This window comes from Stenotrophomonas sp. GQ19 (assembly GCF_059758695.1).
On sequence record NZ_JCAXES010000003.1, the window covers coordinates 267,430 to 292,795 of the forward strand.

Genomic DNA, 25,366 nt, shown 5'->3' on the forward strand with positions numbered 1-25,366 from the left:
AAAGCTCTGGCCGGACGTTATGAATCTAAAAACGGCCGCCGCCTACTTGGAGTACCACCCGGTCACCCTGCGCAACTGGATGCGCAAGCGAAAAGGGCCGCCAGGCCGGAAGGTCGGCGGTAACTGGCGCTTCCTTCGCGCCGCACTCGACGCATATCTCACGGAAACGAAGCAACCCGAATGGCCCGCCATCCCTACAAACTTGAGCCGCGTGGCAAAAAAGGAATCCTCTGGATCCGTTTCACCACTCCCAACGGACGCGAAGTATTTAGAAGCTCTGGGACTACCGACCGTGACCTCGCTATCGAGTGGGCGTCGAAAATCCACACGGAGCTTTACCGGGTAGCTCGCTTGGGTGAAAAGCCGCGTCGCCTCTGGACCGAGGCGGTCGTGGCTTGGTTCGAGGACCACAGCGGCAAACGCAGCATCAAGAAGGATCAGCACAACCTGAAATGGCTGTCACCCTATCTAAGCCACCTACACCTGGACGAGATCAATGCCGACGTCCTGGCCATGGTGTCGAGCAAGCGCAAGGCCGAGCCCAAGAACAAGCGGCGGAAGAAGGATGGCAGCACCTTCACGGACGAGCCGACCTCACAGGCCACCGTGGACCGAATGATGGCCCTGATTCGGTCCATCCTGAAGGATGCTCAGCGGCGCGGCTGGACCGACTCGGCGCCTTCAATCCGCATTAAGGAAGCGGACGGCGCCGACGACTACCGCTGGCTGACCCAGAACGAGGCGGTGCGGCTGCACAAAGAGCTGGCGCCGCACCTGCGGCCACCGTTCCTGTTTTCCCTTGCTACCGGGTGGCGTGAGCAGAACGTGCTGCGGCTGATGTGGGACCAGGTCGACATGGACAGGCGTGTTGCGTGGATCAAAGGGAGGCAGGCGAAGGCTAAGAAGGCCATCGGCGCACCACTCAACAGAAACGCGATGGACATCCTGCTGGAGCAGCGCGCGAAGAGGGTGGCGGGGAACCCATGGGTGTTCCCGAGTGGATCTGAGAAGGACAGCGAGCCATACGTCCGGGCGAGCAACACCGGCTGGTATGCCGCCCAGAGGCGGGCCAGGATCGAACCGCTGGCGTGGCACGACCTGCGGCACACCTGGGCGAGCTGGCACGTGATGGCCGGCACCAGCCTGCGCAGCCTCATGGAGCTGGGCGGGTGGCGCTCATATCAGTCTGTGCTGCGGTATGCCCACCTGTCCCCCGAACACCTGGCTACAGACGCTGAGCGCCTGGAGAAAGTTGCACGGAAATTGCACGGGCAGGTTGGGTAGCTACTGCTATGATTCAAGCACTTAGCGCTACAGGTCGTTATTAGTAGGGCTACTAAAGTGTTTGATCTAAAAGCTTTTTTTATATGGTGAATGGGATTGAAAATCCCCGTGTCGGCGGTTCGATTCCGTCCTCGGCCACCATGATTCAAGAAGAGCTCGCAGAAATGCGGGCTCTTTTTCTTTGTGCGGTTGTACGGAATCTGCACGGATCCCTTTCCTGCGAGGACGCAGATGCACGCGCGCGACTGGATGATCGAATTGAGGACGCACCTGCACGATGCCGGCTGGACCGTAAGCAACACGGCCGAGCTGTTCGAGATCGTCCGCAAGGAGATCGAGTGGGACCTGGTGCATGAGTGGTCGGCAAAAACGGACACGCTGGTGTTCTGGCTGCCGTCGCACCCGGGCGAAATGAACACAGTGGCAGATCTTCACTACGTCACCCGCGCGAGCGACGGCGCGCGCCTGGACTTCAGATCGGATGACGTGCGCTGGCAGGCAACCATGAAGGCCTTCGTCCGCAGCCTTTAGAGCGAACTGCGCGGGACTCAAACGCGACGTGTCGAAAGCGATGCCCGCATTGCGCGTATCGCCGCCAGCCCAATGGGGCCGAAACGTCCACCTGGCTGTCGCGTCTCTCAAGGTGCCGTTCGGGCGTGCCCGCAAATGACAGAAACTTCACACCTCGCCCCTGCCCTGCCCCTAAGCTCGGGCGACCGTTCCGGAGTGCCGTCGATGCGCATGTTCAGCCCGTGGCTTGCCCTGCTTCTCCTGTCTGCAGCCACATCGCTATGGGCGGCCGAACCCGTGCGCTCGGTACCCGCCCTGGACATGGGCCGTTACGCGGGCCAGTGGCATGAGATCGCGCATCTGCCGGTGTCGTTCCAGAAGAAGTGCGTGGGCGACATCACCGCCACCTATGCGCTGCGTGGTGACGGCCGCATCAGCGTGCACAACGCGTGCCGCACCGCCGATGGCGAGCGCATCGCCGCCGAAGGCGTGGCGCGCCCGGTAGAGGGCGCGCCGGGCCAGCTGCAGGTGCGCTTCGTCCCCGACTGGCTGGCATGGGTGCCGCTGGTGTGGGCCGACTACTGGGTGATCGCGCTGGATCCGGAGTACCAGTGGGCACTGGTGGGTGACCCCGACCGCAAGTACCTGTGGATCCTGTCGCGCTCGCCGCGCATGGACGCCACGCAGTTCGACAGCATCAAGGCCAAGGCCGAAGTCATGGGCTACGACCTGGCGCCGTTGAAAGTGATGGCGCCGCTGGATTGAGCGGCGCCGTGCCTGCCGGGTCCTTCGCGCGCACGCGGTAGTCCAGCGGCGGTGTGGTGCGATCCAGCAGCGGCACGTAACGGAACTGCGCGCCCCGCCGCTGTGCGAATTCGTTCTTCGCCGCCGTCACGGTCTGTGGCGACTGCAACAACGCCACCGTGGTCAGCGCCAGCACCTTCGCCGCGGTAAGCGCCCCCTTGGTCCCGATCGGCGCCCCCGAGGCCGCCACCGCCTGCCAGCTGTGCGCCGGCGTGCCGGGCACCCAGGTGGCAGTGCTGAGCCCAACGGTGGGTACGTTCCAGCTCACATCGCCCACATCGGTGGATGCGCCCCCGGCCTGATCGTCGCGATACGGCTCCAGCGTGGCCGCAGCGGCCAAGGCAGGACGTTGCTGCAGGGTCTGCTGCAGCTGGGTGGCGAACGCGGTGTCGGCCGCGTCATAGATCACACCGCCCACCTGCTGCAGCGAGGCCTGCATGACGCGGCCCAGCGCATCGTTGGGCAGCAGCGAGTACACCCCGCCGGTAGGTTCGAACACCACCTCGGTGCCGGTGCCCATCGCCGCACCGCGCGCGGCCAGCTGCAGGCGGTCGATCACATCGCGCACCACGGCCGGGTCGACGTGGCGCACGTAGTAGTACGCTTCGGCGGCATCGGGCACCACGTTCGGCGCGGCGCCGCCGTTGCTGATCACGTAATGGATGCGGGTGCCGTCGGGCACGTGCTCGCGCATCATGTTGGCCATGTGGTTGAGCGCTTCCACGCCATCCAGCGCCGAGCGCCCGCGATCCGGGGCCAGCGCGGCGTGCGCGGCGATGCCCTTGAAGCGGAACTTGCCACTGATGTTGGCCAGGCTGGTGCCCTGCGCGGCGGAGTTGGCCGCCGCCGGGTGCCAATGCAGCGCCACGTCCACGTCGTTGAACAGGCCGGCGCGGGTCATGTAGACCTTGCCGCTGCCGCCCTCCTCGGCCGGTGTGCCATACACGCGCACTTCGCCGTCGTGGCCACTGGCCGCGAGCCACTGCGCCACGGCCTGCGCGGCGCCCACCACCGCGGCGCCGAACAGGTTGTGGCCACAGGCCTGGCCCGCGTCCTGGCCGGCAATGGGGCTGCGCGTGGGCAACGCCGCCTGCGACATGCCGGGCAAGGCATCCATCTCGGCCAGCAGCGCGATCACCGGTCCGTTGCCGCGCTTGCCGTAGCGGGCCACGAACGCGGTAGGCATGCCTGCCACACCGGCCTCGATGCGAAAACCGGCCTTGCGCAGCTCGTCCTGCAGCAGTGCCGATGACCGGGTTTCCAGGTAGCCCAGTTCCGGCTGTGCCCACAGCTGCTGGCCGACTTCGGCCTGCCGCGTGGCGTAGGCATCCACGGCCGCGAGCACGTCGTGAGAGGCATCGGCGGCCCCTGCGGGCAGGCCCACGGTGCAGGCCAGCACCGCCAGCGCAACCCGTGCACGACGCAGCACCACGTCAGTAGAACCGGACATTGTCGATCTCGAACCAGATCTTCGCGCCCGCGTCGCCGGTGCCGGTGAACACCAGTTGCTGCACGTCATCGCCGCGCCAGGCGGGCAACGGCCCCTTGGCGCGGTACGGCGGCTGGCCCTGCAGCGCATGGAACGGGATCTCCACGGTCTGCCAGCTGCCATTGGTCGTTACCGGCGCGGCCCAGCGGCGGCCCTGCAGACCGCGCGCTTCCAGGCGCAACGTGGCATCACCGCGCACATCCACGCGCACGCCTTTCCAGCCGCGCAGGTCGGCCGGGGCCACCGAGCCGCGCGTCAGCGGCAGGATCACGCCTGCATAGGCGTCGTCCTTGCTCGACAGCCGGGCCTGCATCGACAGCGCCTTGCCGCCGCCATCGCGATCGATCACGTCGGTGACCTGCACGGTACGGTCGTTGCCACCGTCGGCATCGTCATTGCGCAGGGTGTCCAGCGCGGTGCGCTGGTCGGCACGCTCGAAATCATCCACCAACGCGCCAATGCGTAGCGGCGGCAGCGACGCGGCGTGGTTGCCCGCCGGCAGCTGCACGCCCTTGCCCACCACCTGGCGCCCGGCCACATAGACCTGCTGGGTGTTGCGGATGTCGCCAATGCGCTCCCACGGCTTGCCCGTGACCAGCAGCAGGTCGGCGCGCTTGCCGACCTCGATGCTGCCGCGGTCGTCCAGGGCCAGCGCTTCGGCACTGGCGCGGGTGCCGGCCAGCAGGGCCTCGGTCGGGGTAAGCCCGGCCTGCACGAACAGTTCCAGCTCGCGCAGGGTGGACGCGCCGTGCGGGGTGCCGGTCATGCCGGCATCGGTGCCCAGCACGATCGGAATGCCGGCGTCGTGCAGCGTCTTGACGTTGCGCAGTGCATTGGCGAAGTTCGCCTCGCGCTGGCGGTAGGCCTCGGTGCCGGCGCGGGCCTTGCCGCTGCCATCCACGCGCTCGGGCAGGTACACCGCCAGCGACGGCGAGTAACGGGTGCCGTGCTGCTTCATCAGGGCAATCAGCTCGGCGTCGGCCGGGCCGTCCTGCACGCTGTGCGCCAGTGCATCCACCCCGGCACGCGCGGCGGTCTTGCCACGCTTGACCATCACCGTGTGGGTGAACACGCGCAACTGCTGGCGGTGCGCCTCCTCCACGAGGGCGGCCAGGGTTTCTTCGTCCATGCTGCTGTTGTCGGCTGCGTTGGAGTAGCGCCAGCCGTCGGTGAACGCCTTGATGAAGTCGGGCTTGTAGGCCGCCACCTGTTTGACCGCTGCGGTGGCCGCTTCGGGCGAGTTGACCCAACGGGTAGTGTTCTCGTCCCCCCAGTCGGCGCCGTGGCCCAGCGGTGTACTCATGCGCGCGGCAAACTTCACATCCGGCGCGGCGATGCTCTGCAGCCATGCGCGGCGCGGCGCATAGGCCTCCGGTGGCTGGTGGAAATCGCTCACGGTGGTGACACCTGCGGCCAGGTAGCGGTTGGCGATCTGCGGCAGCGTGGCCGGCTCGGCGTTGGGGGTCCAGTGGGTGTGCAGGTCGAACAGGCCCGGCAGCAGCGCCTGGCCCCGCGCATCCACCTGGCGGGTATGTGCCGGCGCCTTGAGATCGGTGCCGATCGCGGCGATGCGCCCATCCTGCACCAGGACACTGGCCGCATAGGGCGCACGCCCGGTGGCGTCGAAGACCATGGCGTTGCGGATCAGCACATCGTTGTCGGCAGCACTGGCCACCACGCAGGCCTGGCCACCGGCCAGCAACAGGGCGGTCAGCAGCGCCAGTGGGCGCGCGCGCGAAACAGTGGCAGTCATTCGGGCATCCCGGTTCATTGCAGTGAGCGCGGCGCGCTGTGGAAGGCGTTGTGCGGCGTGCGCAGCCAGACATCGTTGCCCTGCTGGTCCACCTCCAGGCCCAGGCTGAGCGCGACGCTGCGCGCAAAGCCCAGCGGATCGTTGGCCGAGTACAACCCGACGATGCGACGGCTGCCGACCAGCGGGTCGTCGATCATGATGCGCACGTCGCTGTAGCGCAGGAACTGCGCAGCGGCCACCGACAGCGTGTCGCCGTTGAAGGACAGCATGCCCTCGCGCCACGCCAGCTGCTGGTCCAGGTCATCATGGGCAACGCTCTCGATGCGGATGCCATGGGTGCGGTTGGCCAGTGCACGGTAGTTGGCCTGCAGCCGGGTCGGGGCCACCGCGCCGGTAGCCGTGGCCACATCGACGATGCCCTCGCGCACCAGCACTTCAACCCCGTGCGTGCGTTGTTCGTTGAGGCTCACCGAGAAGCTGGTGCCCACCGCGGTCACCGCGGTATCGCGCGCGGTCACCACGAACGGGCGGGCCCGGTTTTTGGCCACGTCGAACAGGGCTTCGCCGCGCAGCAGGGTGATCTCGCGCCGCGTCCCGGTGTAGTGCACGCGCACCGCCGCGCCCGAATCCAAGGTCACCGCCGAGCCATCGGCCAACGGCACCCGCAGAATCTCGCCCTTGCGGGTGACGTGGTAGTCCCCGGCATCGCTGTGCTCGTGCACCCCCAGTGCCAGCAGGCACAGCGTTGCCGCCAGTCCCATGGCCCATTGCAGCCGCGGCCGTGGGCCGTTCACGCGGGTGTGTGGCACGCGGTCGGCACTGCCCAACGCGCGCGCGCGTCCGGTTCGCGCGTACACCGCGTGGGCGCGTGCGTAGGCGCCGAAATGGCGGCGGTCGGCGGCCAGCCAGAGGTCGCGCTCGGCCACCTCGTCCGGGGCCAGCGCACCGCGATCCTCGCGCGCCACCCACTGCGCGGCCTGGTCGTCGATCGGGTTGGTGTCAACGGCGCCGTGCATGAACTGCCTCCGTGCTGTCCGGTTTCCCTGTGGACCCTGCATCACCCGCATCCTGTTTCATCGATTCCATCAACAACCGAATACCCTTGCACACGTGCTTTTCCACCGTGTTCTCGCTGATCTGCATGCGCTCGGCGATCTCGCGCTGCGAGAATCCCTCGACCCGTCGCAGGATGAAGGCCTGGCGGCATTTGTCCGGCAACTGCGCGATCAGCGCGGTGACTTTGTTGAGTTCCTGGCGCGAAGACGCCAGCCGTTCCGGTGAGGCGTCCTCACCGGTGATTGGCAGCCGGTCGAACTCGGCCACCATTTCAATCGATACCACTTGGGCGCGGCGCACCTGCTGCAGCACCACCGACTGCGCCACCTGGTAGACGTAGGCGCGCGGTTGCCGCACGTGCGATACGTCGGCCATCGCCGCCAGGATCGCGTAGGTTTCCTGCACCACATCGTCCACGTCCTGCGCATGCGCCATGCGCCGCCGCAGCCAGTCGCGCAGGCCCCGCTCGCACGGCAGGACATGCTCGGCCAACCACAACGCACGCTCTGCTGCCAATGTTGCGCCCATTTGAACTCCTGCTGCGCTGCCCGGCAGTGGCCGGGCAGCGATGTAAGGAACTACCTGCGGATCAGAACGCCTTGGTCACGCTGGCATACCAGTAGCGCGGGTACGCCTGGTATACCGCCGAGGAGTAACCATAACTGTCATCGGACACAGGCGGCCGCTTGTCGGCGATATTGTTGGCCCCCAGCTTGACCGATACCCCGTTGAACAGGCCCTCGCGGTTGAAGTCGTACTTGACGTAGGCGTTGGCCAGCGTCTGCGACTTCACCGTCCATGGCGTGCCATCGGCCAGGGTCAGGCTGGTTTCGTGGTAGCTGCTGGCATAGCGCGCGCTCGCCCCGATGCTGAGGTTCTGGTAGCGCCAGGTGAGCGTGCCGCTCCACTTCCACTGTGGGTTGCCGCCGTCACCGATCAGGTCGCCGCCGCCGGTGATGGCGATCGACGGATCGACCAGGCCGGTGGCCTTGGCGTCTTCCAATGCCTGCAGCGCCGGCGAGCGGTCGCGGTAGAACTCGATCAGGCGGGTGCCGTTGATGCCCACGTCGAACCGGCCGATGCGGGTGTCCGGCGAGCTCCAGGCAACGCTGTAGTCCACGCCGCGCACGGTCTGCGGCTGCATGTTGACGTACTGGTCGGTGACATACAGCACCTTGCCGGCGGCATCCAGGCCGGTACCGGCGAAGCGCGCGATGTCATCGGCGGTGGGGGCGGCGCGCACCACGTTGGGATTGCTGCTGCCCTGCTGGCGCAGCAGATAGTCCAGGATCAGCCCGTTGCCCTCGCCGAACAGGCCGATGATGCCTTCCTGTTCGTACTTGTAGTAGTCCACCGCGAAGGTGAAGCGACCGAAGTCTTCGGGGATGAACTGCGGCTGGAACACGATGCCGGCGCTGGTGTTGGTCGAGGTTTCCGGCTTGAGGTCCGGGTTGCCCGAGCGCCGCGCGGTGGTGGACGAACGGTAGGTGCTGCCACAGGCATTGATCGAGGCCAGTGCGCCGGAGCGCACGTCGGCTTCGCACTGGATGTAGTCGGTGCGCGTGTTGGAGCGGCTGACCACGGTGGCGTTGACCTGCTCCAGGTTCGGCGCACGGAAGCCCTTGGCCCACGACGCGCGCACGGTAAGCCCGTCGATCACGGTCCAGCCCAAGGCCAGCTTGGGCTTGGTGACGTTGCCGAAATCGCTGTAGTGCTCGGCACGCCCGGCCACCTGCAGGTCCAGTGCACGCACCAGCGGAATGGACATCTCACGCGACACCAGCGGCACCGAGAACTCGGCGAACAGGCCGGCCACGGTGCGCGACCCTTCGGTGTCCGGGGTTGGGCTCACCCCGTACATGTCGCTGGGGTAGCCGATGCCGGTGATGCTGTCGGTATAGGTGATGCTGCCGTCCACGCGCGCGTCGCGGTCGTCGCGCTGGGTTTCGCGGCGCACTTCCAGGCCGGTGGCCATGCCCACGTCACCGGCCCAGGTGCGGAACAGGTCCGGGCGCGAGGCCTTCAGGTCCCACAGGTACAGCTCGGTCTCGCTGGTGCGGGTGGCCTTGTAGAAGAACCGGTCCAGCTTGCCGTAGTCGTTGCAGCCGCCGCAGAACGGGTTGTAGGCGGCCGAAGTGGCATCGGTCAGCGCCTGCTGGAACAGGGTCATGCTGACCGCGTCCTGGGTATCGACCACCTTGGCCTTGGAATACAGCGCCGCGGTTTCCCAGTCGAAGCCGAAGTGGAAGCCGCGGAGGCCGCCCAGCGCGCGCACCTGGGTGTTCTTGACGTCGATCTGGGTGGGCCGCTCGAAGCGGTAGCTGCTGATGCTCACCGGAATACCGCCGGCGGCCACGTTGAGGTTGGCCAGCCGGTTGGGGTTGGCGCTACCGTCGGGCAGCGTGGTGGCGCCAAACGGGTTCCAGTAGTTGCTGGCGGCCACGGTCATCGGCAGTGCGGCAATGGTGTTGACGCCGGACTGCAGGCTGCGGGCCTTGGACTGATACCAGCCGGCTTCGCCGAAGGCAGTGATGCCATTTTCGAAGTCATGCTTGCCGGTCAGGAACAGGTTGACGCGGTGCACGTCGGGGGTGATCGACAGCGGGAACTGGGCCTGCTGGTTGTCCAACAGATTGCGGTCGGCACCGGCGGTGGCCTTGCTGCCGGACTGCACGCACAGGCCATCGGCCACGGTGGCGTTGCAGCCCTCGTTGGTGAGCGGCTGCACGTGGAACGCACCCGCGGCGGTGGTGAGGAAGGTGCTGCCCTGGCGCACGCGCGGGCCGATCGCGGTGAAGTTGCCCCACGGGCTGTTGCTGTTGCGGTTGTCCGTGCCACTCAGCCCTTCGAACGCGGTACCGACGAAGTCCGGCGCGCGGTCCGCGCTGCGGGTCCAGTCCTGGTCGAGCGAGTTCAACCCGGTGGTGGCGTAGTAGTTGAAGGCCAGGGTGACGTTGCTGCGCAGGTCCTGTGAGTTCTTGCCGACCAAGCCGTTGATGCCGATGTCACGCAGGTTGGTGCCTTCGCCGATGCCGCGCTGGACGCTGATGGTGCCGCCGTCCACGTCGTCGCGCAGGACGTTGTTGACCACGCCGGCGACGGCGTCGGTGCCGTAGATGGCGGCCGCACCGTCAAGCAGCACTTCGACCCGACGCAGGTTGGCGACCGGGACGGTATTGGCGTTGTAGGTGAGCACGGGGACGAGGTTGCCGTCGGCCTGGCTGGTGGGATGCACGACGGTGCGGCGGCCGTTGATGAGCAGCAGGGTGTTGCCGACGCCGAGCCCACGCAGGTTGACCGAGGCGATGTCGCCGCGCGCATAGTTGGAACTGTTGCCGCCGTTGGTGCCGCTGAAGGAGACGTCGCCCATCTGCGGGATGGCGCGGTAGAGCTCGTCGCCGGAGACCGCGCCGGTGGCTTCGATCTGTTCGGCCTGCAGGGTGGCCACGGGCAACAGGGCGGCGCTTTTGGCGCCCTTGATCTGGGTGCCGACGACGGTGACCGAGTCGAGCGTGACCGGGGCGCTGCGTGCGGCGTCGAGCGGCGCGGGCTCGGGGGCGACGGTGGTGGCCGAGGATTGGGCGGCGAGCAGTGCGGTGCCGCCCAGCGAGGCGAGCAGCGGGCGATCGGCGCGCAGTGTAATGGTACGGCCATCATCGGAGGCGACACTGAGCCCGGTGCCGGCGAGCAGTTGTGCCAGGGCTTGCCGGGCGTCCATCTGGCCCTTGAGGGCAGAGACGGCGATGCCGCCTTCGCCGGCGGCGGGGCTGATGATCTGGATGCCGGCCTGGCGCGCAAACTCGGGCAGTGCTTCTTCGATACGCCCCCCGGCGATATCAAAACTGGCCTGTTGGGCCAGGGCGGGCGTGACCATGCCCAGCACCGACACCATCAGGCCTCCGCGGATGGCGCGGGCCAACGGCTGCAACTTGTACGAACGCATGGATACTTCCCCGTGAAAGTGAACATGAGCGGCGATGTTTCGTACCCCCCTGAACAATCCAGATGCACCGGCGTGCGTGTTCCGCCACTGCGCCCGGTGATTGGCCGCGCTTTTGTTCCGGTCTGACTTTACGGGGTTGGGGGTGGGTTTGTTTTTTTGAAGCTTTTAAGAGCTCTTAAGAGCCAGGGCCAGAGCCAGGGCCAGAGCCGGAGCCGGAGCGAGAGCCGGAGCGAGAGCCGGAGCTTTGGTGTGCGTGTTGCGCTGGCTGGGCCGGGGCGTGTGGGTGTGCGGGACACGCTGCAAGTACGTCCATGTAAGCTCCGCCACCGCATCCATGCGGTGGAGGGTCCCGCACACCCACACGCCCCGACCCCCGACAGTGAACGGGTGCGCAGGGGAAAAGCGCTGGCCTTTTTGAGGCTGTGTGCTGACGGTTGGAGGGCCGAGGGAGGGACCGAGGGAGGGATTGAGGTGGGAGGTGGGATCCAGGGTTGGGGTGGGGGTTGACGTAGGTGCCGAGCAAAGCTCGGCACTACCACCCTCCGCTCCCCGACCCACTGCTCTTGCTCTCACCTACGCGCCGACCATGGCTGGAGGGGTGGGCGTGGGTGGGTTGGCGGGACCGTAGAGCGCCATGGATGGCGCGAACGAGCCTACAGGGACGTACTTGCGGCGTGTCCCGCCAACCCACCCACGCCCGCCCTCCCCACCAAGCCGACGCTCTGGCTCTGGCTCTGGCTCTGGCTCTGGCTCTGGCTTCGGCTTCGAAACAAAAACCCCCTACCCTGCACCCACCAAAACCCATAGCCAGCACAACCACCATACGCCGTAGTATGCTTTGGCCCACGCGGCACCTGCTCGAGGATTGCGCCCATGTACCACCGCTTCCGTACCGCCCTGCTTGTCGCCCTAGTCGCCGGCAGCACCCTGGCCCTTGCCGCCTGCAACAGTGGCGTGGTCAAGCGCGTCTCGCCCCCCGGTGCCAGCGTCCAGCAGCTCACCGTGCGCGCCGACGGCGGGTGGGATGTTGCCCTGCGCCTGCAGAATTTCAGCTCCATGCCCATGGTCTTCAATGACGTCAGCCTGGCGCTCAAGGTCGGCGATGAAGACGCCGGCACCCTCACCGCCAAACCGGCCGTGTCCATCGGCGGCGTCTCCGCCGAAGTCATCACCCTCCAGCTCCAGCCTGCCTCCGGCGCCCGCCTGGTCGTCGCCGACGCCCTTGCCGGCAACCGCACCCTCGCCTATTCGCTCAAGGGCACGGTAAGCGCCACCCCGCAGGAAAAGAAACTGCGCAGCTTCGATGTCGACAGCCGCAGCACCCTCAACCAGGCCCCCGGCCTGCCCGGCGTGCTGCGCTGACCCGCGCACCGCCCGCCTCCCTTTGCACCTGATCGAGACCTGACGATGAGCAGCTACACCGCACCGCTTTCCGATATCCGTTTCGCCCTGCATGACGTGCTCAAGGTCGAACCCCTGTTCGCCCGCCTCGGCTTCACCGACGCCACCACCGACGTGGTGGACGCCGTGCTCGAGGAAGCCGGCCGCTTCAGCACCACCGTGCTGGCGCCGCTCAACAGCGTGGGTGACGAAATCGGCTGCGTGCTCGACCAGGCCACCGGCGAGGTCACCACCCCGCCCGGCTTCAAGCAGGCCTACGCGCAGTTCGTCGACGGCGGCTGGACCGGCCTCACCGCCGCACCGGAACTGGGTGGCCAGGGCCTGCCGCACACCCTCGGCGTGCCGCTCAACGAAATGATCAACGCCGCCAACCTGGCCTGGGGCAACTTCCCGCTGCTCTCGCACGGGGCCATCGAAGCGCTCAAGCAGCACGGCGAAGCCTGGCAGCAGGATGCCTTCCTGAAGCCGCTGATCGAAGGCCGCTGGACCGGCACCATGTGCCTGACCGAACCGCATTGCGGCACCGACCTGGGCCTGCTCAAGACCAAGGCCGAACCCAATGCCGATGGCAGCTACGCCATCACCGGCACCAAGATTTTCATCACTGCCGGCGAGCACGACCTCACCGACAACATCGTGCACCTGGTGCTGGCCAAGCTGCCCGACGCCCCGGCCGGTGCCAAGGGCATCTCGCTGTTTGTCACCCCCAAGTTCAAGGTGGACCGTGAGGGCAAGGTCGGCGAGCGCAACGCGCTGCGCTGCGGCTCGATCGAACACAAGATGGGCATCAAGGGCTCGGTCACCTGCGTGATGAACTTCGACGGCGCCGAAGGCTATCTGGTCGGCCAGCCGCACAAGGGCCTGCAGGCAATGTTCACCATGATGAACACCGCGCGCCTGGGCGTTGGCCTGCAGGGCATCGGCCTGTCCGAGCGTGCCTACCAGAACGCACTGAAGTACGCCCGCGAGCGCCTGCAGTCGCGCTCGTTGAGCGGCCCCAAGAATCCCGAGAAGCCGGCTGACCCGATCCTGGTCCACCCGGACGTGCGCCGCATGCTGCTGACCATCAAGTCGCTTGTCGAAGGCAGCCGCCTGCTGGCCCTGCACGCAGCCACCCTGGTCGACGTGGCCCACCATGCCGACGATGCCGGCGAGCGCGAGCGCGCCGACACCCTGGTGAGCTTCCTGACCCCGATTTCGAAGGCCTGCCAGACCGAATGGGGCATCGAGAACACCTACAACGCCCTGCAGTGCTTCGGTGGCCACGGCTACATCCGCGAGCACGGCATGGAACAGCTGGCCCGCGATGCGCGCATCACCACGCTGTATGAAGGCACCACCGGCATCCAGGCGCTGGACCTGATCGGGCGCAAGACCGCCTCCAGCCAGGGCGCCGGGCTGAAGCTGATGCTGGCCGAGATCGAGGCGTTCGCCAAGGCCAATGAAGGCAACGAAGCGCTCGCCGAGTTCATCGCCCCGCTGCGCGCCAAGGCCGACGAATGGGGCACGCTCACGATGGCCACCCTGCAGCGCGCGGCCGGCAATCCCGAGGAACTGGGCGCGGCCAGCTTCGACTACCTGTTCTATTCGGGCTACGTGGTGCTGGCCTACTGGTGGGCGCGCAGCGTTGCCGCCGCCGACGCCTCCGCGCAGAGCGAGGCGTTCAAGCAGGCCAAGCGCGAAACCGCCCGCTTCTACTTCGCCCGCGTGCTGCCGCGCACCCTCAGCCATGCCGCCGCCATCCAGAGCGGCGCGGCGCCGCTGATGACGATGGCGGATGCGCATTTCGGGGAAGGTTGATCGTTGACCGGCCCACCGACCAACGGTCGGTGGCGACCGGGGATGTGGATCAATCGAGTGTGGATGGTGCCCGGGGGATCGGCATGCACTGGCCGCAGATGAAAGGCCTGCCCGCGTAGGTGCCGACCGTTGGTCGGCACATCGGCGGCCACGGCGACGCCACGCCCGGAAGCCAACCGACCAACGGTCGGTTGCTACCCGGAACGAACGAGGGCCAACCGACCAACGGTCGGTTGCTACCCGGAACGAACCTGAAGCCAACCGACCAACGGTCGGTTGCTACCCGGAACGAACCAGGGCCAACCGACCAGCGGTCGGTTGCTACCCGGAACGAACCTTTGGTTCGTTCCTATACACAAAACGTCAACATTCCGGTATAAGCTGTTTTCCCGATGGAGACAGACACTACACGCCTAGGTCTGATCGATACCGGAGCCTCGTCCGCCCCGGTCGACGAAGTGTCGCCCATCGCCACCCTGCACCGGCCCGGCAGCGTCCGCCTGCTCTCGCTGGATGCGCACGGGCGGGTCCTGGACTGGATCAACTGGCAGGATGCGGCCTGCCTGTATGCGCGTGATGCCGTCGCCTGGACCCTCGGCGACCCCTGCCTGCACATCCATGGCGGCACCAGTCGGTTGACCGGTATCCAGAGCGGCATGGACCTGCACCCGATCATCGCCGCACGTGGCCACGCCCGTTCGCGCGCGCTGGATCCCACCCCGAACCTGTCCAACCAGGCGCTGTTCGCCCGCGACGCGCACCTGTGCCTGTACTGCGGCCAGCAGTTCAACCGCCCCCAACTGACCCGCGACCACGTCATGCCGATCTCCAAGGGCGGCCTGGACGTGTGGGAGAACGTGGTCAGCGCCTGTTTCCACTGCAACTCGCGCAAGAGCGACCGCACCCCGCAGCAGGCCGGCATGCCGCTGCTGGCCGTGCCGTACCGGCCCAGCTGGATCGAACACATGATCCTGTCCAACCGCAACATCCTGGCCGACCAGATGGCCTTCCTGAAGGCGCAGCTGCCCAAACGCTCCAAACTGGCGGCCTGACCTGCGACCAACTGACGCAGGCCCCGTCACCGTTTGGTCACTCCGAAGGCGGTTTGCTTGCCCCACCCCGGTTTGGGGGGGAAAATAGGCGCTCAGAAGAAGCGCGATAAACATGATCGATTCCGCCCGCTATCCCCGCCTGTCGCGCATCCAGTCACCGGATGACCTGCGCAGGTTCGATGAATCCGAACTGCCCGCCATCGCCGACGAACTGCGTGCCTACCTGATCGAATCGGTCGGCAAGAGCGGCGGCCACTTCGGCGCCGGGCTGGGCGTGATCGAATTGACCGTGGCCCTGCACTACCTGTACCAGACCCCGGTGGACCAGCTGGTCTGGGACGTGGGGCATCAGACCTACCCGCACAAGATCCTCACCGGTCGCCGCGACGCGATCCACACGGTCAAGCAGAAGGACGGCGTGGCGCCGTTCCCCAAGCGCGAAGAGAGCGAGTTCGACACCTTCGGCGTGGGCCACTCCTCGACCTCGATCTCGGCCGCGCTCGGCATGGCCATCGCGCGCCAGCTGGAAGGCGACGATCGCAAGGTGGTCGCGGTGATCGGCGACGGCGCGATGACCGCCGGCATGGCCTACGAGGCGCTCAACCATGCCGGTGGCATGGACAGCGAACCGAACCTGCTGGTGATCCTCAACGACAACAACATGTCGATCTCCGAGGCCGTTGGCGGGCTGACCAAGATGCTCGGCCGCGCCACCGGCAGCCGCACGCTCAACGCGCTGCGCGAAGGCGGCAAGAAGATCCTGGGCGACAAGAAGAACAACCCCACCGCGCGCTTCGTCAAGCGCTGGGAAGAACACTGGAAGGGCATGTTCGTGCCATCCACGTTCTTCGAGGAAATGGGCTTCCATTACACCGGCCCCATCGATGGCCACGACCTGCCGGCACTGGTAGCCACGTTGAAGACGCTCAAGGGCCTCAAGGGCCTGAAGCTGCTCCACGTGATGACCACCAAGGGCAAGGGCTACGAGCGTGCCGAGGGCGACCAGATCGGCTATCACGCCGTCGGGCCGTTCGATCCGGACAAGGGCCTGGTGTCCAAGGGCGCCGCCAAGAAGCCGACCTACACCGATGTGTTCAGCGACTGGCTGTGCGACGCCGCGGCGGCCGAACCCAAGCTGGTGGGCATCACCCCGGCCATGCGCGAAGGGTCGGGCCTGGTGCGTTTCAGCAAGGAATACCCGGAGCGCTACTTCGACGTGGCCATCGCCGAACAGCACGCGGTGACACTGGCCGCGGGCATGGCCACGCAGGGCGCCAAGCCGGTGGTGGCGATCTATTCCACGTTCCTGCAGCGCGCGTACGACCAACTGGTGCACGACGTGGCCGTGCAGGAGCTGGACGTGCTGTTTGCGATCGACCGTGCCGGCGTCGTGGGCCCCGATGGCGCCACCCATGCCGGCAACCTGGACCTGAGCTTCCTGCGCTGCGTACCGCACATGGTGGTGATGGCGCCTGCCGACGAAGCCGAATGCCGGCAGATGCTGAGCACCGGCCTGGCGTTCGACGGCCCGGCTGCGGTGCGCTACCCGCGCGGCAGTGGCACCGGCGTGGACGCTGGCACCGATCTGTCCACGCTGGAGATCGGCAAGGCCGACCTGCGCGTACAGGGCAGCCGCGTGGCCCTGCTGGCGTTCGGCAGCACCGTGCCGGCCGCCGAAGCGGTGGGCCGTGCGCTGGGCTTGAGCGTAGTCAACATGCGCTTCATCAAGCCCCTCGACCGCGCCCTGCTGCTGGAGCTGGCACGTACCCACGACGGCTTCGTCACCATTGAAGACAACGTGGTGGCCGGTGGCGCCGGCTCGGGCGTGGCCGAACTGTTCAATGCCGAAGACGTGCTCAAGTCGATCCTGCACCTGGGCCTGCCGGACAGCTTCCAGCATCACGCCAGCCGCGAAGACCTGCTGGCCGAAGCCGGCATCGATGCCACCGGCATCCGGGCGGCGGTGCTCAAGCGCTGGCCGCAACTGGCCAGCGATGGGCATCCGCTCAGCGCCGCGGGTTGAGGTTGCGGCCTCGTAGAGCCGGGCTCTGCCCGGCTGGGTGGTTACTGACGTCACGGATGGTTTTACGCGCAAAGCAGCCGACCAACGGTCGGCTCTACCGGTCATGTCACGGGATGGTTTTACGCGCAAGGCAGCCGACCAACGGTCGGCTCTACCGGTCATGTCACGGGATGGTTTTACGCGCAAAGCAGCCGACCAACGGTCGACTCTACCGTGCCCCGCCGGCGTCAGCCGTAGCGCACGGCCTCCACGTATGCCCCGCTGGCTTCCACCCGTACCGAACTGCGTCGGCCGGTCTCGGCGTGATGCAGGCGCGCCAGCGCATCGGCGAAATCAAACGCCTTGGCGCTGTCGTGGAAACGGAACGATTCCAGCTTGTCCGGATGCAGCACGCGCCACAGGCGGTGCTCCAGTTGCAGGCGGATCAACATGCGGTGCTCTCTCCATGAGTCGGCATATCGGGCAGGACGCGCCGCACGACCGTGCGGCGGAACCTGGGGTCGGATGAAGCCGGGGCTTCCCGCCCCGGACAGTAACCAATCGGAACTGTGATCTGTATCAGATTTTTCTGATTCACCAGCCCAATGATTGCTGCGACCTCAATTCACCTGGAATTCGCCACGGCAACCGCCGTTGACCCACACCCCGTTGCGGTCCCAGCCCCAGGTGCGGCCTTCCACGCACGCCGTGCGCGAGGTCTGGCGGACCAGCCGCGCATCGCGCCGGATGCTGACGTTGCAGCGCTGCAGTCGGTGGTCGTTGGAGTCGCAGGTGACCACCTGGCCACGCCCGCCCCAGCCGCCGCCGTGGTTACCGCCTTGGTTGCCGCCCCAGCCACCGCCGTGGCCACGCCCGCCCTCGGCGATGAATTCGGCGCGGCAGCCCTGGGTCACCCACACGCCATTGCGGGCCTGGCCCCAGGTCTCGCCTTCCACGCAGGGCGAACCGGAAATCTGGCGGACCAGGCGTGCGCGCCCCTGCAACGGGCACTGCTGGGTGCGGCCCTTGATCGATTCGCAGCGCACCGGCCCGCTGTTGTAGCCGTCGTCGCGATGGCGATCGTAGTTCTGCGCCTGGACGGTGGCGCCCAGCGCCAGCATCGCGGGCAGCAGCGCCCACAACCACGCCTGCTTTCCGTGCTTCATCCCATTGCTCCTCATGCCTGCCTCGAAACTGTGTGTGGTGGTGGCGCACAGGATGTGGCAAAGCCGTCACCCGCAACATAGGCCGGAAGTCCCCGATTTCATGCCCTATTTAGGTACCCGACGGCTGGCTGACCAGACCGCGCCAACGCAGTCACATCGCCTCGAACATCTGCAGCACGCGTTCGGCCGAGTCCATCGCCAGCATCTGGTGTGCCTCGGTAGCCGACACCGCCGCGCGCGCGAACATCACCTGCTCATGCGCGTTTACCGCGGCCGGCCAGTCGGCGGCACAGAGCGCGTCGGCCAGATCGGCGGCATCGCGCAGGGCCAGGTTGGCGCCCTCGCCGGCCGGCGGCATCAGGTGCGCCGCGTCGCCGATCAGGGTGACAGCGTCACAGTGCGCCCAGCGATGCTCCACCGGCAGAGTATGAATCGGCCACGGCCGCACGGTGTCCTGCGCGTCGGCGATCAACCGGCGCAGATCCGGGTGCCAGCCCTGGAAATGCTGCAGCAGGCTGGCGCGGGTGTGCAGGGGCGCCGCTTCGCCGTCGCCAAGCTGCTGCGGCAGCGACGCGTACACGCGCACGTGGGCATGCGCATTGCGCTGGGCGAACACGGTGCCGCCACTGCCCTTGGCGATCAGCGTGCCGCGCCCAACCAGTGCTGCCAGTGCCGGGTGCGCGTTGTCCACGTCCGGCAGTGACAGCTCGTACAGGGTGATGCCGGCGTGCTGCGGGCGCACGTCGGTCAACAGCGGGCGCACCTTCGACCACGCGCCATCGGCGCCCACCACCAGGTCGGCGCGCGCCACCGCACCGTTGGCGAACTGCAGCTCGACACTGCCTGCATTCCGCCTGGCCTGCGTCAGCACATGCCCCCAGCGCACGCAGCCCTCGGCCAGCGGCGCCAGCAACAGCGCGCGCAGCTGGCCGCGATCGATCTCCGGGCGGTCGCCGCCCACGCCGTCGTCGGCCAGCAGCAGTCGGCCCTGTGCATCGAACAGGCGCATGCCCTGGTCCTCGTAGCGCGCCAGCTGCTGGAAGGACGCAAACAACCCGGCGCTCCGCAGCGCGGCCTGCCCGGTCGCCGCGTGCAGGTCGAGCATGCCGCCCTGGGCGCGGGCGTCGGGCGAGGCGTCGGCTTCATACACCTGCACGGCACGGCCGGCCTGTTGCAGCCGGCACGCCAGCAGCAACCCGGCGGGGCCGCCACCAACGATGGCAATACGGGGGGAATGGGACATGCGGCGCCTCCAGCGGCTTTAACATAGGACCCTATGATTAGTATCATAGGCGCCTATGTCAATGCCCCGCAGGTGAACGCATGTCCCGGCCCGCGCCCGATCCCAGCAACGTTCCGTCGTTCCTGATCAAGCAGGTGGCACGCGAACTCAGCCGCCTGGCCGAAACCCAGCTGCGTCCGCTGGGGCTGGGCATGGCCAGCCTGCCGGTGCTTGAGGCGGTGCGCCAGGGCAAGGCGACCACCCAGGCCGAATTGGCCCGCCTGCTGCGGGTGGAGCAGCCCTCGATGGCGCAGACCCTGGCGCGGCTGGAGCGCGACCAGTTGATCCGACGGTCGCCGGATCCCCAGCATCCGCGCGCCCAGCGCATCGAACTCACGGCGCTGGCGCTGCAGCGGTTGCCGCAGGCCCGCGAGATCCTCAACGAGGGCAATACACGCATGCTGGCCGACTTCAGCGTGGATGAAACCATGCGGCTGACCAGCTTCCTGCAGCGGCTCAGCGCCAACCTCGACCGCACCGGCTGAGCGCCTGCGGTACACGCGCGGTTTCAGCCGTAGCGCACCGCGTCGACGAAGGCATCCATTGCCACCACCCGTACCGCGCAGGCCTGCCCGGTCTCGGCGTGGCGTTCGCGCGCCAGGGTGTCGGCGAAGTCGAAGGCCACCGCACCGTCATCGAAGCTGACCGGGTCCGGGCGGGTCGGGTGAATCACGTGCCAGCGGTGGTCCTGGCATTGCACCTTGATCATCATGCTGCTCGCTCCTGCGGGGGCATCCATGCGGAGTGGCGATACGGTGCGCCGCATGGGGGCGCTGGCCGCGTGGGGACAGTCAAGCGAGGCATCCCTCCCTCGAGCAGCACGATACGGCCCCAGGCCCGTGCCGGGATATCGGATTAGTCTGATTTTGGGCAGTCACCGACCGTACGCTGCGCACTCCCCTGATGGCAGGATCAGTCGCCGGTGCCCAGGAACGCGAACGGCGCCGACGGCTGGAACTGCCCCAGCGCATCGCCGGCGAATACGTTGCGCTGGTCGCGGCCGAGGTCAAGCCTGAGCACCTGCGCACCCGGGGCGAAATCGACCTTGTTGAGGTCCACCCAGAACGTGTTGGGGGTCAGTGCCGACTCGAAGAAATACAACCGGCGCTTGTGGTCGGCCACGGTGCGCCACCGCGTGGACGAAATATTGGGCTGGTCCGGAGTGGTGATGCCATAGGGCACCGACACGTTGCGGATCACGCTGAACACACTGGCCAGCGCCACCACCGGATCTTCGCTCTTGGGAATGGCGTTGATGTAGAACGACGCCCGCGCGAAACGGTCGGCCGAGCGGTTGGTACCGGGCAGCATCACGGTGCCGCCGATCTGCTGCCAATAGGTGTTGAGCGCCAGCTGCTGGTCGAACACCGGCGAATTGGTCATGACCTGGTAGGCGCGGTCATGGTGGATCACCTGCTTGCCGCCGACGTATTCCACGATCGCGCTGTCGCCACTGGCATCGGACAGCGCCAGGTGCAGCGTAGCCTGCCGCGATTCGCCCGGCAGGTTGTCGGTGACCAGCGCATAGGGCTCGCGCTCCAGCGCGGCCACCGCTTCGGCCACCGTGGCGAAGTTGTCGAGCATGTACTGCGCCCACAGCGAGATGGCCAGGCCGGGTTTGCGCCCGCGTTGTGCCGGGTACTCCGATTCCACCAGCCACAGCAGGTTGGCCGACAGCCCCGCTTCGTTGAGCCCATCGGTGGTGGAAATGTCGAACCCACTGGCTACCACGCTGCCATATTTGGCTTTCCAGCGGATCGAATCGCTGCCGGCCTGGCCGTTGCGCGCGATGCCACGCGGCAACACCCACAGGTTGGTGGCGATGTCGCTCTGCCAATCCATCGAACGGGCGGTGATCACGTCCTGGTTCTCGCCCAGATAGACCACCCGGGTGCAGGCGCTGGCCGGGGTCACCGCACCGCCGACCGCCGTCGCAAGCAACACGGCGCACGCAAACGCCTTCATGGCATCTCTCCCTGCAGAATGTTGGGCAACCACGCCGACTGCACGCCAACGCAGAATGGCCCGATCACACCGGACCCCGGGTGATGGAGGGGTGAATCGTCCGGCCGCGCCCGTCAGCCCGGCACGATGCCCGTCCGATCCACCGCCAGTGCCACCACGAACCGCGCCCCGCCACCGGCGGCACTTTCCGCGGCGATGCTGCCGCCATGGCGCAGCATGATTTCGCGCGCCAGGTACAAGCCAAGCCCGCTGCCACTGCCGCTGGGGCGCAGCCGGTGGAAGGGCTCGAAGATCGCCTGGCGCTCCTGCTCCGGCACGCCGGAGCCTTCATCGCTTACCGCCAGCACGCCATCGGGCTGCAACGCCACGGCAATCAGGCCGTGGTCGCCGCCGTGGGCGATCGCGTTCTGCAACAGGCTGGCCACCACCCGGTGCAGCGCATCCGGATCGCCACGCACCCAGACCGGCGCATCGGGCGCATCCACGGCGAAGGTGTAACCGGCATCGAGCACCAGCGGCGCCACGTCGCCGGCCACCTCGCGGGTCAGCGCGGCCAGGTCCACGCGCTGCGACTGGCTGCGGTGATGGTCCAGCCGCTGCAGGTCGAGCAGCTGCTCGGCGATATTGCTCAGCCGGCCCAGGTCACGCTGCAGGCGCGAACGCGCCGGGCCGGACGGCAGGTCGGCGATGCGCGTGGCCAGAATCGCGATCGGCATGCGCAGTTCGTGTGCCGCGCCCACCAGGAAGCGGTCCTGCGCATCGTAGCTTTCGCCGATGCGGCGCACCGCCGCGTTGAACGCATCCACCAGCGGGAAGATCTCGGCGGGCACCGCGTGCGTGTCCAGGCCACCGCCGCGTTCGTTGATCTGGATCGCGGCGGCCTGCGCGGCCACCCGGTTCACCCCGCGCAGCGAGCGGTGGATTGCCCACGGTGCCACCACCAGGGTGATCACGATCAACGGCACGGTGATCCAGCCACCGAGGTAGCCGATCACCACCAGCATCTGCCGCCACAGCCCGCGGTGCGGCATGCCGCCGATCATCACGTGCACGCGTCCCTCCGGCGTGTCGTTCACCCAGATGCGCATGGCCAGTTCGGCCGCACGCGTGCGTGTGCGTACGTCGGTCGGCTCCAGGTAGCGCAGCTGGGCCACCAGCGGGCGGTACATCTCCGGCACCGTGCCGTGGGTGACCTGGCGGCCGTCTTCATCGGTGGCCGCGAACCAGAACGTGGACGGGCGATCCTGCGCGGCCTGGTCCAGCGCGCGCCAGTCCACGTGCAGTGCATCGTCCCGCACATGGATCGACTTGGCGATCGACTCGCTCATCTTCCAGTCAATGTAACCGGCGCCGCTGTCGCCATACATCAGCACCATGCCAATCAGGCCCATCGCCACCATGGTCACCTGGATCAGGATGATCTTCCAGGCCAGGCTGAAAGACAGCGAGCCGGGTTTGAGGAATTTCATGCGACGTCCTTCAACAGATAGCCGATGCCGCGCATCACGTGGATCTCCACCCGCGCATCGGCCTCGGCCAATGCCTTGCGCAGCTTGGACACGTGCGCGTCCAGGGCGTTGGACTGGATCGCATCGTCGAAGCCGTATACCGCCTCCAGCAACGCCGCGCGCGCCACGGTACGGCCCTGGCGCACCGCCAAGGCTTCCAGCACCAGCAACTGCCGGCGCGGCAGCGCCAGCAGTACACCGTCGACGCTGGCTTCGCGCGCGACGAAATCAAACTGCAGCCGCCCCAGCAGCAGCACCGGCAAGGCGATCTGCGAGGGCCGCCGCGAGATCGCGCGGATGCGTGCCAGCAGTTCTTCCACCGCGAACGGCTTGGTCAGGTAATCGTCGGCGCCGACGTCCAGGCCGAGCACCCGATCGGCCACCGAATCGCGCGCGGTGAGCATGATCACCGGCAGGTTGGGCACCAGGCTGCGCGCCACCCGCACGAAATTGGCCCCGTCGCCGTCGGGCAACTGCCGATCCAGCAGCAGGATCTGGTGCACGCCGGCTTTGAGCGCCTCGCCGGCCTGGGCCATGCTGACCACCACGTCCACCACCATGCCATGCCGGCCCAGGCTGGCCTGGATGGCATTGGCCAGTTCCGGATCATCTTCGAGCAGCAGGATGCGCATGGGTGGGGACACAGGGGACGACGGCTGCCGATGGTACCGCGCGGCCCGGCGCAACGTTCCGACAATGTAGGCACGGCACCATGGCCGCTTGGCATTCCCAGTGTGGCAGGTACATGCGCGAGCGTTGCAAGGCAGATTCCCCCCCGGCAGGCACCTGCGGCCTGGTTGGCAATGAACGTACCCGGCAGTCGCTGTGCCCGGGCATCGCCGCCGTCGTGCTGGCGACCGCGGCATGGCTGGTGGCCGGCAGCGCATTCGCGCAGGCACCGGGCGCCAAGCCGCGCAGCAGCCTGGGCGTGGCGGTGGTGGCCCTGAAGTCGCCTTATACCGGCTACAAGACCGACACCGTGGGCGCGCCGATCATCAGCTACGAAGGCAGGAAGTTCCACTTCCGCGGCGGCAGCTTCGGCTACAAGCTGCTGGACAGCGACAGCACCGAAGTGTCTCTGATGGCCTCGCCGTACATGATGCGTTTCAAGCGCAAGGACAGCCACGACCCGCAACTGCGCCAGCTGTCCAACCGCGGCTTCTCGGCGATGGCCGGGGTGGCGGTGCGGCATACCGCGCCTTGGGGCCTGCTGCAGGGCAACGTGCAGGCCGAAGTGAGCGGCCACGGTGGCGGCGTCGCCGCCGATGCCAAGTACGCCTACCCGCTGCCCATGGGCCGGGTGACGCTGGTGCCCGGCGTGGGCCTGAACTACGCCGGCAAGGGGCTCAACGATTACTACTTCGGGGTCAGCGAGGACGAAGCGCGCCGCAGTGGCCTGGCGCGCTACCGCGCCGGCAGCGGGGTGTCGCCCTACGCCGACCTGACCGCGGTGATGCCGCTTGGCCCGCACTGGACGGCCACCGCATCGCTGCGCCGCACGCGGCTGTCCGATGCGGTCAAGGACAGCCCGATGACCACCGGCGACCACATGGACTCGGCCGCACTTTCGCTCAGCTACGGATTCTGATCATGCGCCAGGGAATCGTCCGTCGTGTTGCCGATGTGGCCCTGCGTATCGAACCGGACCGCGGCGCGGTGCTGGAGTGGATCCTGCATACGCCGCTGCCCTCGCTCGGCGGGCAGACCACCTTCGAACTGGCCTGCGATGGCCAGGGCGAACGGGTGATCGCACTGTTGAACGCCCTGCTGCTGCAACCCGGCGCGGCCGCACCGCGCCTGCCGCAGGCACGGGCACCGCACTGAGCCGGGCCCTCCCCGCCTTTCCGACCCCGCTCCCGGAGCCCGCATGAGCCGTCCCTTTCCGATGATGAGCGCCCACGACGGCGGGCAAGACCCGCTGCTGGCCCAGGCCCTGGTCGATTTCGACCGTGCCGTGCAGGGCCTGATCGCCGACGACCCGGTCGCACATGGGCGCTTCTCGCGCGCGTATGTCACCGCGATCTTCCGGGCCTGCCTGGCCCCCAGCGATCCCGGTCCCGGCGCGCCGCGCGGCCGCCCCGACCCGGAAATCGCGCAGGCGCTCAAGCGCTGGATACAGGACCAGCTGCAACAACATCCCGGCGAAGGCAGCGACCACCGGCTGACCGCCGCGCGGCGCGCAGCACACGGTTTCTGGCTGCAGTCGCTGGCCAATCCGGTCGATGCAGACGGCCGCCCCCGCGCCGACCGCCTGCTGGAAGGTCTACTGGCACTGACCCGCACCGACGGCTGATCGCTACTCAGGGGCTGCCTCCTCACAGGCGCTTGCGGCACACTTTGCCGATGCTGCG

23 protein-coding genes and 1 pseudogene are annotated in these 25,366 nt (G+C 67.5%); 12 read left to right on the forward strand and 12 right to left on the reverse strand.

Translation table 11 applies throughout. The features are described from left to right. Positions 1–19: 19 nt before the first annotated feature. From AC6CHL_RS08495 to AC6CHL_RS08510, 4 genes and pseudogenes are all read left to right on the forward strand, one after another. Positions 20–154, forward strand: a pseudogene (locus tag AC6CHL_RS08495) (helix-turn-helix domain-containing protein); the annotation flags it as partial. Between the two features lie 26 nt (positions 155–180). Next, complete coding sequence (locus tag AC6CHL_RS08500; protein ID WP_498294159.1) at positions 181–1,284, forward strand: tyrosine-type recombinase/integrase; 1,104 nt, start codon at positions 181–183, stop codon at positions 1,282–1,284. Between the two features lie 231 nt (positions 1,285–1,515). Next, positions 1,516–1,815 carry a hypothetical protein gene (locus AC6CHL_RS08505; protein ID WP_498294160.1) on the forward strand — a complete coding sequence of 100 codons (300 nt, stop codon included), beginning with the start codon at positions 1,516–1,518 and terminating at the stop codon, positions 1,813–1,815. Positions 1,816–2,019: 204 nt separating this feature from the next. Then, entirely contained in the window at positions 2,020–2,559 is a 540-nt protein-coding gene (locus AC6CHL_RS08510) for a lipocalin family protein (protein WP_463601357.1), read from the forward strand. Here AC6CHL_RS08510 and AC6CHL_RS08515 read toward each other — a convergent pair. From AC6CHL_RS08515 to AC6CHL_RS08535, 5 genes are all read right to left on the reverse strand, one after another. Next, the gene (locus tag AC6CHL_RS08515; RefSeq protein ID WP_498294161.1) at positions 2,510–4,048 is read right to left on the reverse strand and encodes an amidohydrolase; all 1,539 of its coding nucleotides are present in this window, start codon (positions 4,046–4,048) and stop codon (positions 2,510–2,512) included. The two genes, AC6CHL_RS08510 and AC6CHL_RS08515, sit on opposite strands and share 50 nt — an antisense overlap. Further along, positions 4,032–5,840, reverse strand: a complete 1,809-nt coding sequence (locus AC6CHL_RS08520; RefSeq protein ID WP_498294162.1) for an amidohydrolase family protein — start codon at positions 5,838–5,840, stop codon at positions 4,032–4,034. Before AC6CHL_RS08520 ends, AC6CHL_RS08515 begins: the two co-directional genes overlap by 17 nt. 14 nt (positions 5,841–5,854) lie before the next feature. Further along, positions 5,855–6,856, reverse strand: a complete 1,002-nt coding sequence (locus AC6CHL_RS08525; RefSeq protein ID WP_314404235.1) for a FecR family protein — start codon at positions 6,854–6,856, stop codon at positions 5,855–5,857. Continuing rightward, the gene (locus tag AC6CHL_RS08530) at positions 6,840–7,424 is read right to left on the reverse strand and encodes an RNA polymerase sigma factor (protein WP_447594839.1); all 585 of its coding nucleotides are present in this window, start codon (positions 7,422–7,424) and stop codon (positions 6,840–6,842) included. The genes AC6CHL_RS08525 and AC6CHL_RS08530 overlap by 17 nt, the downstream gene beginning before the upstream one ends. 61 nt (positions 7,425–7,485) lie before the next feature. Beyond that, the gene (locus tag AC6CHL_RS08535) at positions 7,486–10,839 is read right to left on the reverse strand and encodes a TonB-dependent receptor (protein ID WP_498294163.1); all 3,354 of its coding nucleotides are present in this window, start codon (positions 10,837–10,839) and stop codon (positions 7,486–7,488) included. An 873-nt stretch (positions 10,840–11,712) separates the two neighbouring features. Here AC6CHL_RS08535 and AC6CHL_RS08540 point away from each other — a divergent pair. From AC6CHL_RS08540 to dxs, 4 genes are all read left to right on the forward strand, one after another. Beyond that, on the forward strand, positions 11,713–12,201 hold the full coding sequence (locus AC6CHL_RS08540; RefSeq protein ID WP_498294164.1) for an LEA/WHy family protein: 489 nt from the start codon (positions 11,713–11,715) through the stop codon (positions 12,199–12,201). A gap of 45 nt (positions 12,202–12,246) precedes the next feature. Then, positions 12,247–14,040 (forward strand): acyl-CoA dehydrogenase C-terminal domain-containing protein, encoded by a 1,794-nt coding sequence (locus tag AC6CHL_RS08545; protein WP_498294165.1) that lies wholly within the window; start codon positions 12,247–12,249, stop codon positions 14,038–14,040. 392 nt (positions 14,041–14,432) lie between these two features. Next, a complete protein-coding gene (locus AC6CHL_RS08550; RefSeq protein WP_038687333.1) occupies positions 14,433–15,092 on the forward strand; it encodes an HNH endonuclease in 660 nt (219 codons plus the stop codon). A gap of 112 nt (positions 15,093–15,204) precedes the next feature. Then, entirely contained in the window at positions 15,205–17,115 is a 1,911-nt protein-coding gene (gene dxs, locus AC6CHL_RS08555; protein WP_498294166.1) for a 1-deoxy-D-xylulose-5-phosphate synthase, read from the forward strand. 227 nt (positions 17,116–17,342) lie between these two features. Here the strand turns inward: dxs and AC6CHL_RS08560 are convergent, their stop codons facing one another. The 3 genes from AC6CHL_RS08560 to AC6CHL_RS08570 all read right to left on the reverse strand — a co-directional run bounded on the left by AC6CHL_RS08560 (position 17,343) and on the right by AC6CHL_RS08570 (position 19,503). Continuing rightward, positions 17,343–17,546 carry a hypothetical protein gene (locus tag AC6CHL_RS08560; protein WP_038687329.1) on the reverse strand — a complete coding sequence of 68 codons (204 nt, stop codon included), beginning with the start codon at positions 17,544–17,546 and terminating at the stop codon, positions 17,343–17,345. Positions 17,547–17,714: 168 nt separating this feature from the next. After that, a complete protein-coding gene (locus AC6CHL_RS08565) occupies positions 17,715–18,260 on the reverse strand; it encodes a DUF3011 domain-containing protein (RefSeq protein WP_498294167.1) in 546 nt (181 codons plus the stop codon). 151 nt (positions 18,261–18,411) lie between these two features. Continuing rightward, positions 18,412–19,503 (reverse strand): FAD-dependent oxidoreductase, encoded by a 1,092-nt coding sequence (locus AC6CHL_RS08570; protein ID WP_498294168.1) that lies wholly within the window; start codon positions 19,501–19,503, stop codon positions 18,412–18,414. Positions 19,504–19,583: 80 nt separating this feature from the next. Between AC6CHL_RS08570 and AC6CHL_RS08575 the strand changes: the two genes are divergently transcribed. Continuing rightward, the gene (locus AC6CHL_RS08575; RefSeq protein ID WP_447594854.1) at positions 19,584–20,027 is read left to right on the forward strand and encodes a MarR family winged helix-turn-helix transcriptional regulator; all 444 of its coding nucleotides are present in this window, start codon (positions 19,584–19,586) and stop codon (positions 20,025–20,027) included. A gap of 23 nt (positions 20,028–20,050) precedes the next feature. On the opposite strand, the gene AC6CHL_RS08580 is transcribed toward AC6CHL_RS08575, so the two are convergent. The 4 genes from AC6CHL_RS08580 to AC6CHL_RS08595 all read right to left on the reverse strand — a co-directional run bounded on the left by AC6CHL_RS08580 (position 20,051) and on the right by AC6CHL_RS08595 (position 23,647). Next, positions 20,051–20,254, reverse strand: a complete 204-nt coding sequence (locus AC6CHL_RS08580) for a hypothetical protein (RefSeq protein ID WP_448134094.1) — start codon at positions 20,252–20,254, stop codon at positions 20,051–20,053. Between the two features lie 200 nt (positions 20,255–20,454). Next, entirely contained in the window at positions 20,455–21,507 is a 1,053-nt protein-coding gene (locus AC6CHL_RS08585; RefSeq protein ID WP_498294169.1) for a linear amide C-N hydrolase, read from the reverse strand. A 113-nt stretch (positions 21,508–21,620) separates the two neighbouring features. Then, positions 21,621–22,976 carry a sensor histidine kinase gene (locus AC6CHL_RS08590; protein ID WP_447594858.1) on the reverse strand — a complete coding sequence of 452 codons (1,356 nt, stop codon included), beginning with the start codon at positions 22,974–22,976 and terminating at the stop codon, positions 21,621–21,623. Then, positions 22,973–23,647 carry a response regulator transcription factor gene (locus AC6CHL_RS08595; protein WP_141059524.1) on the reverse strand — a complete coding sequence of 225 codons (675 nt, stop codon included), beginning with the start codon at positions 23,645–23,647 and terminating at the stop codon, positions 22,973–22,975. Before AC6CHL_RS08595 ends, AC6CHL_RS08590 begins: the two co-directional genes overlap by 4 nt. A 113-nt stretch (positions 23,648–23,760) precedes the next feature. Between AC6CHL_RS08595 and AC6CHL_RS08600 the strand changes: the two genes are divergently transcribed. Genes AC6CHL_RS08600 through AC6CHL_RS08610 form a run of 3 tightly spaced genes read left to right on the forward strand, consistent with a single transcriptional unit; the run spans position 23,761 to position 25,308 of the window. Then, positions 23,761–24,603: a MipA/OmpV family protein gene (locus AC6CHL_RS08600; protein ID WP_102100611.1), complete on the forward strand. Its 843-nt coding sequence runs from the start codon at positions 23,761–23,763 to the stop codon at positions 24,601–24,603. A gap of 2 nt (positions 24,604–24,605) precedes the next feature. After that, positions 24,606–24,839 (forward strand): hypothetical protein, encoded by a 234-nt coding sequence (locus AC6CHL_RS08605; protein WP_141059526.1) that lies wholly within the window; start codon positions 24,606–24,608, stop codon positions 24,837–24,839. 43 nt (positions 24,840–24,882) lie between these two features. Next, complete coding sequence (locus AC6CHL_RS08610) at positions 24,883–25,308, forward strand: hypothetical protein (protein ID WP_185753472.1); 426 nt, start codon at positions 24,883–24,885, stop codon at positions 25,306–25,308. Positions 25,309–25,366: the final 58 nt, after the last annotated feature.

What these genes read in the sequence shown, in the direction of transcription:
- AC6CHL_RS08500 (WP_498294159.1), top strand. Translation starts at nt 181, where the DNA reads ATGGCCCGCCATCCCTACAAACTTGAGCCGCGTGGCAAAAAAGGAATC.
- AC6CHL_RS08505 (WP_498294160.1), top strand. Translation starts at nt 1,516, where the DNA reads ATGCACGCGCGCGACTGGATGATCGAATTGAGGACGCACCTGCACGAT.
- AC6CHL_RS08510 (WP_463601357.1), top strand. Translation starts at nt 2,020, where the DNA reads ATGCGCATGTTCAGCCCGTGGCTTGCCCTGCTTCTCCTGTCTGCAGCC.
- AC6CHL_RS08515 (WP_498294161.1), bottom strand. Translation starts at nt 4,048, where the DNA reads ATGTCCGGTTCTACTGACGTGGTGCTGCGTCGTGCACGGGTTGCGCTG.
- AC6CHL_RS08520 (WP_498294162.1), bottom strand. Translation starts at nt 5,840, where the DNA reads ATGACTGCCACTGTTTCGCGCGCGCGCCCACTGGCGCTGCTGACCGCC.
- AC6CHL_RS08525 (WP_314404235.1), bottom strand. Translation starts at nt 6,856, where the DNA reads ATGCACGGCGCCGTTGACACCAACCCGATCGACGACCAGGCCGCGCAG.
- AC6CHL_RS08530 (WP_447594839.1), bottom strand. Translation starts at nt 7,424, where the DNA reads ATGGGCGCAACATTGGCAGCAGAGCGTGCGTTGTGGTTGGCCGAGCAT.
- AC6CHL_RS08535 (WP_498294163.1), bottom strand. Translation starts at nt 10,839, where the DNA reads ATGCGTTCGTACAAGTTGCAGCCGTTGGCCCGCGCCATCCGCGGAGGC.
- AC6CHL_RS08540 (WP_498294164.1), top strand. Translation starts at nt 11,713, where the DNA reads ATGTACCACCGCTTCCGTACCGCCCTGCTTGTCGCCCTAGTCGCCGGC.
- AC6CHL_RS08545 (WP_498294165.1), top strand. Translation starts at nt 12,247, where the DNA reads ATGAGCAGCTACACCGCACCGCTTTCCGATATCCGTTTCGCCCTGCAT.
- AC6CHL_RS08550 (WP_038687333.1), top strand. Translation starts at nt 14,433, where the DNA reads ATGGAGACAGACACTACACGCCTAGGTCTGATCGATACCGGAGCCTCG.
- dxs (WP_498294166.1), top strand. Translation starts at nt 15,205, where the DNA reads ATGATCGATTCCGCCCGCTATCCCCGCCTGTCGCGCATCCAGTCACCG.
- AC6CHL_RS08560 (WP_038687329.1), bottom strand. Translation starts at nt 17,546, where the DNA reads ATGTTGATCCGCCTGCAACTGGAGCACCGCCTGTGGCGCGTGCTGCAT.
- AC6CHL_RS08565 (WP_498294167.1), bottom strand. Translation starts at nt 18,260, where the DNA reads ATGAAGCACGGAAAGCAGGCGTGGTTGTGGGCGCTGCTGCCCGCGATG.
- AC6CHL_RS08570 (WP_498294168.1), bottom strand. Translation starts at nt 19,503, where the DNA reads ATGTCCCATTCCCCCCGTATTGCCATCGTTGGTGGCGGCCCCGCCGGG.
- AC6CHL_RS08575 (WP_447594854.1), top strand. Translation starts at nt 19,584, where the DNA reads ATGTCCCGGCCCGCGCCCGATCCCAGCAACGTTCCGTCGTTCCTGATC.
- AC6CHL_RS08580 (WP_448134094.1), bottom strand. Translation starts at nt 20,254, where the DNA reads ATGATGATCAAGGTGCAATGCCAGGACCACCGCTGGCACGTGATTCAC.
- AC6CHL_RS08585 (WP_498294169.1), bottom strand. Translation starts at nt 21,507, where the DNA reads ATGAAGGCGTTTGCGTGCGCCGTGTTGCTTGCGACGGCGGTCGGCGGT.
- AC6CHL_RS08590 (WP_447594858.1), bottom strand. Translation starts at nt 22,976, where the DNA reads ATGAAATTCCTCAAACCCGGCTCGCTGTCTTTCAGCCTGGCCTGGAAG.
- AC6CHL_RS08595 (WP_141059524.1), bottom strand. Translation starts at nt 23,647, where the DNA reads ATGCGCATCCTGCTGCTCGAAGATGATCCGGAACTGGCCAATGCCATC.
- AC6CHL_RS08600 (WP_102100611.1), top strand. Translation starts at nt 23,761, where the DNA reads ATGCGCGAGCGTTGCAAGGCAGATTCCCCCCCGGCAGGCACCTGCGGC.
- AC6CHL_RS08605 (WP_141059526.1), top strand. Translation starts at nt 24,606, where the DNA reads ATGCGCCAGGGAATCGTCCGTCGTGTTGCCGATGTGGCCCTGCGTATC.
- AC6CHL_RS08610 (WP_185753472.1), top strand. Translation starts at nt 24,883, where the DNA reads ATGAGCCGTCCCTTTCCGATGATGAGCGCCCACGACGGCGGGCAAGAC.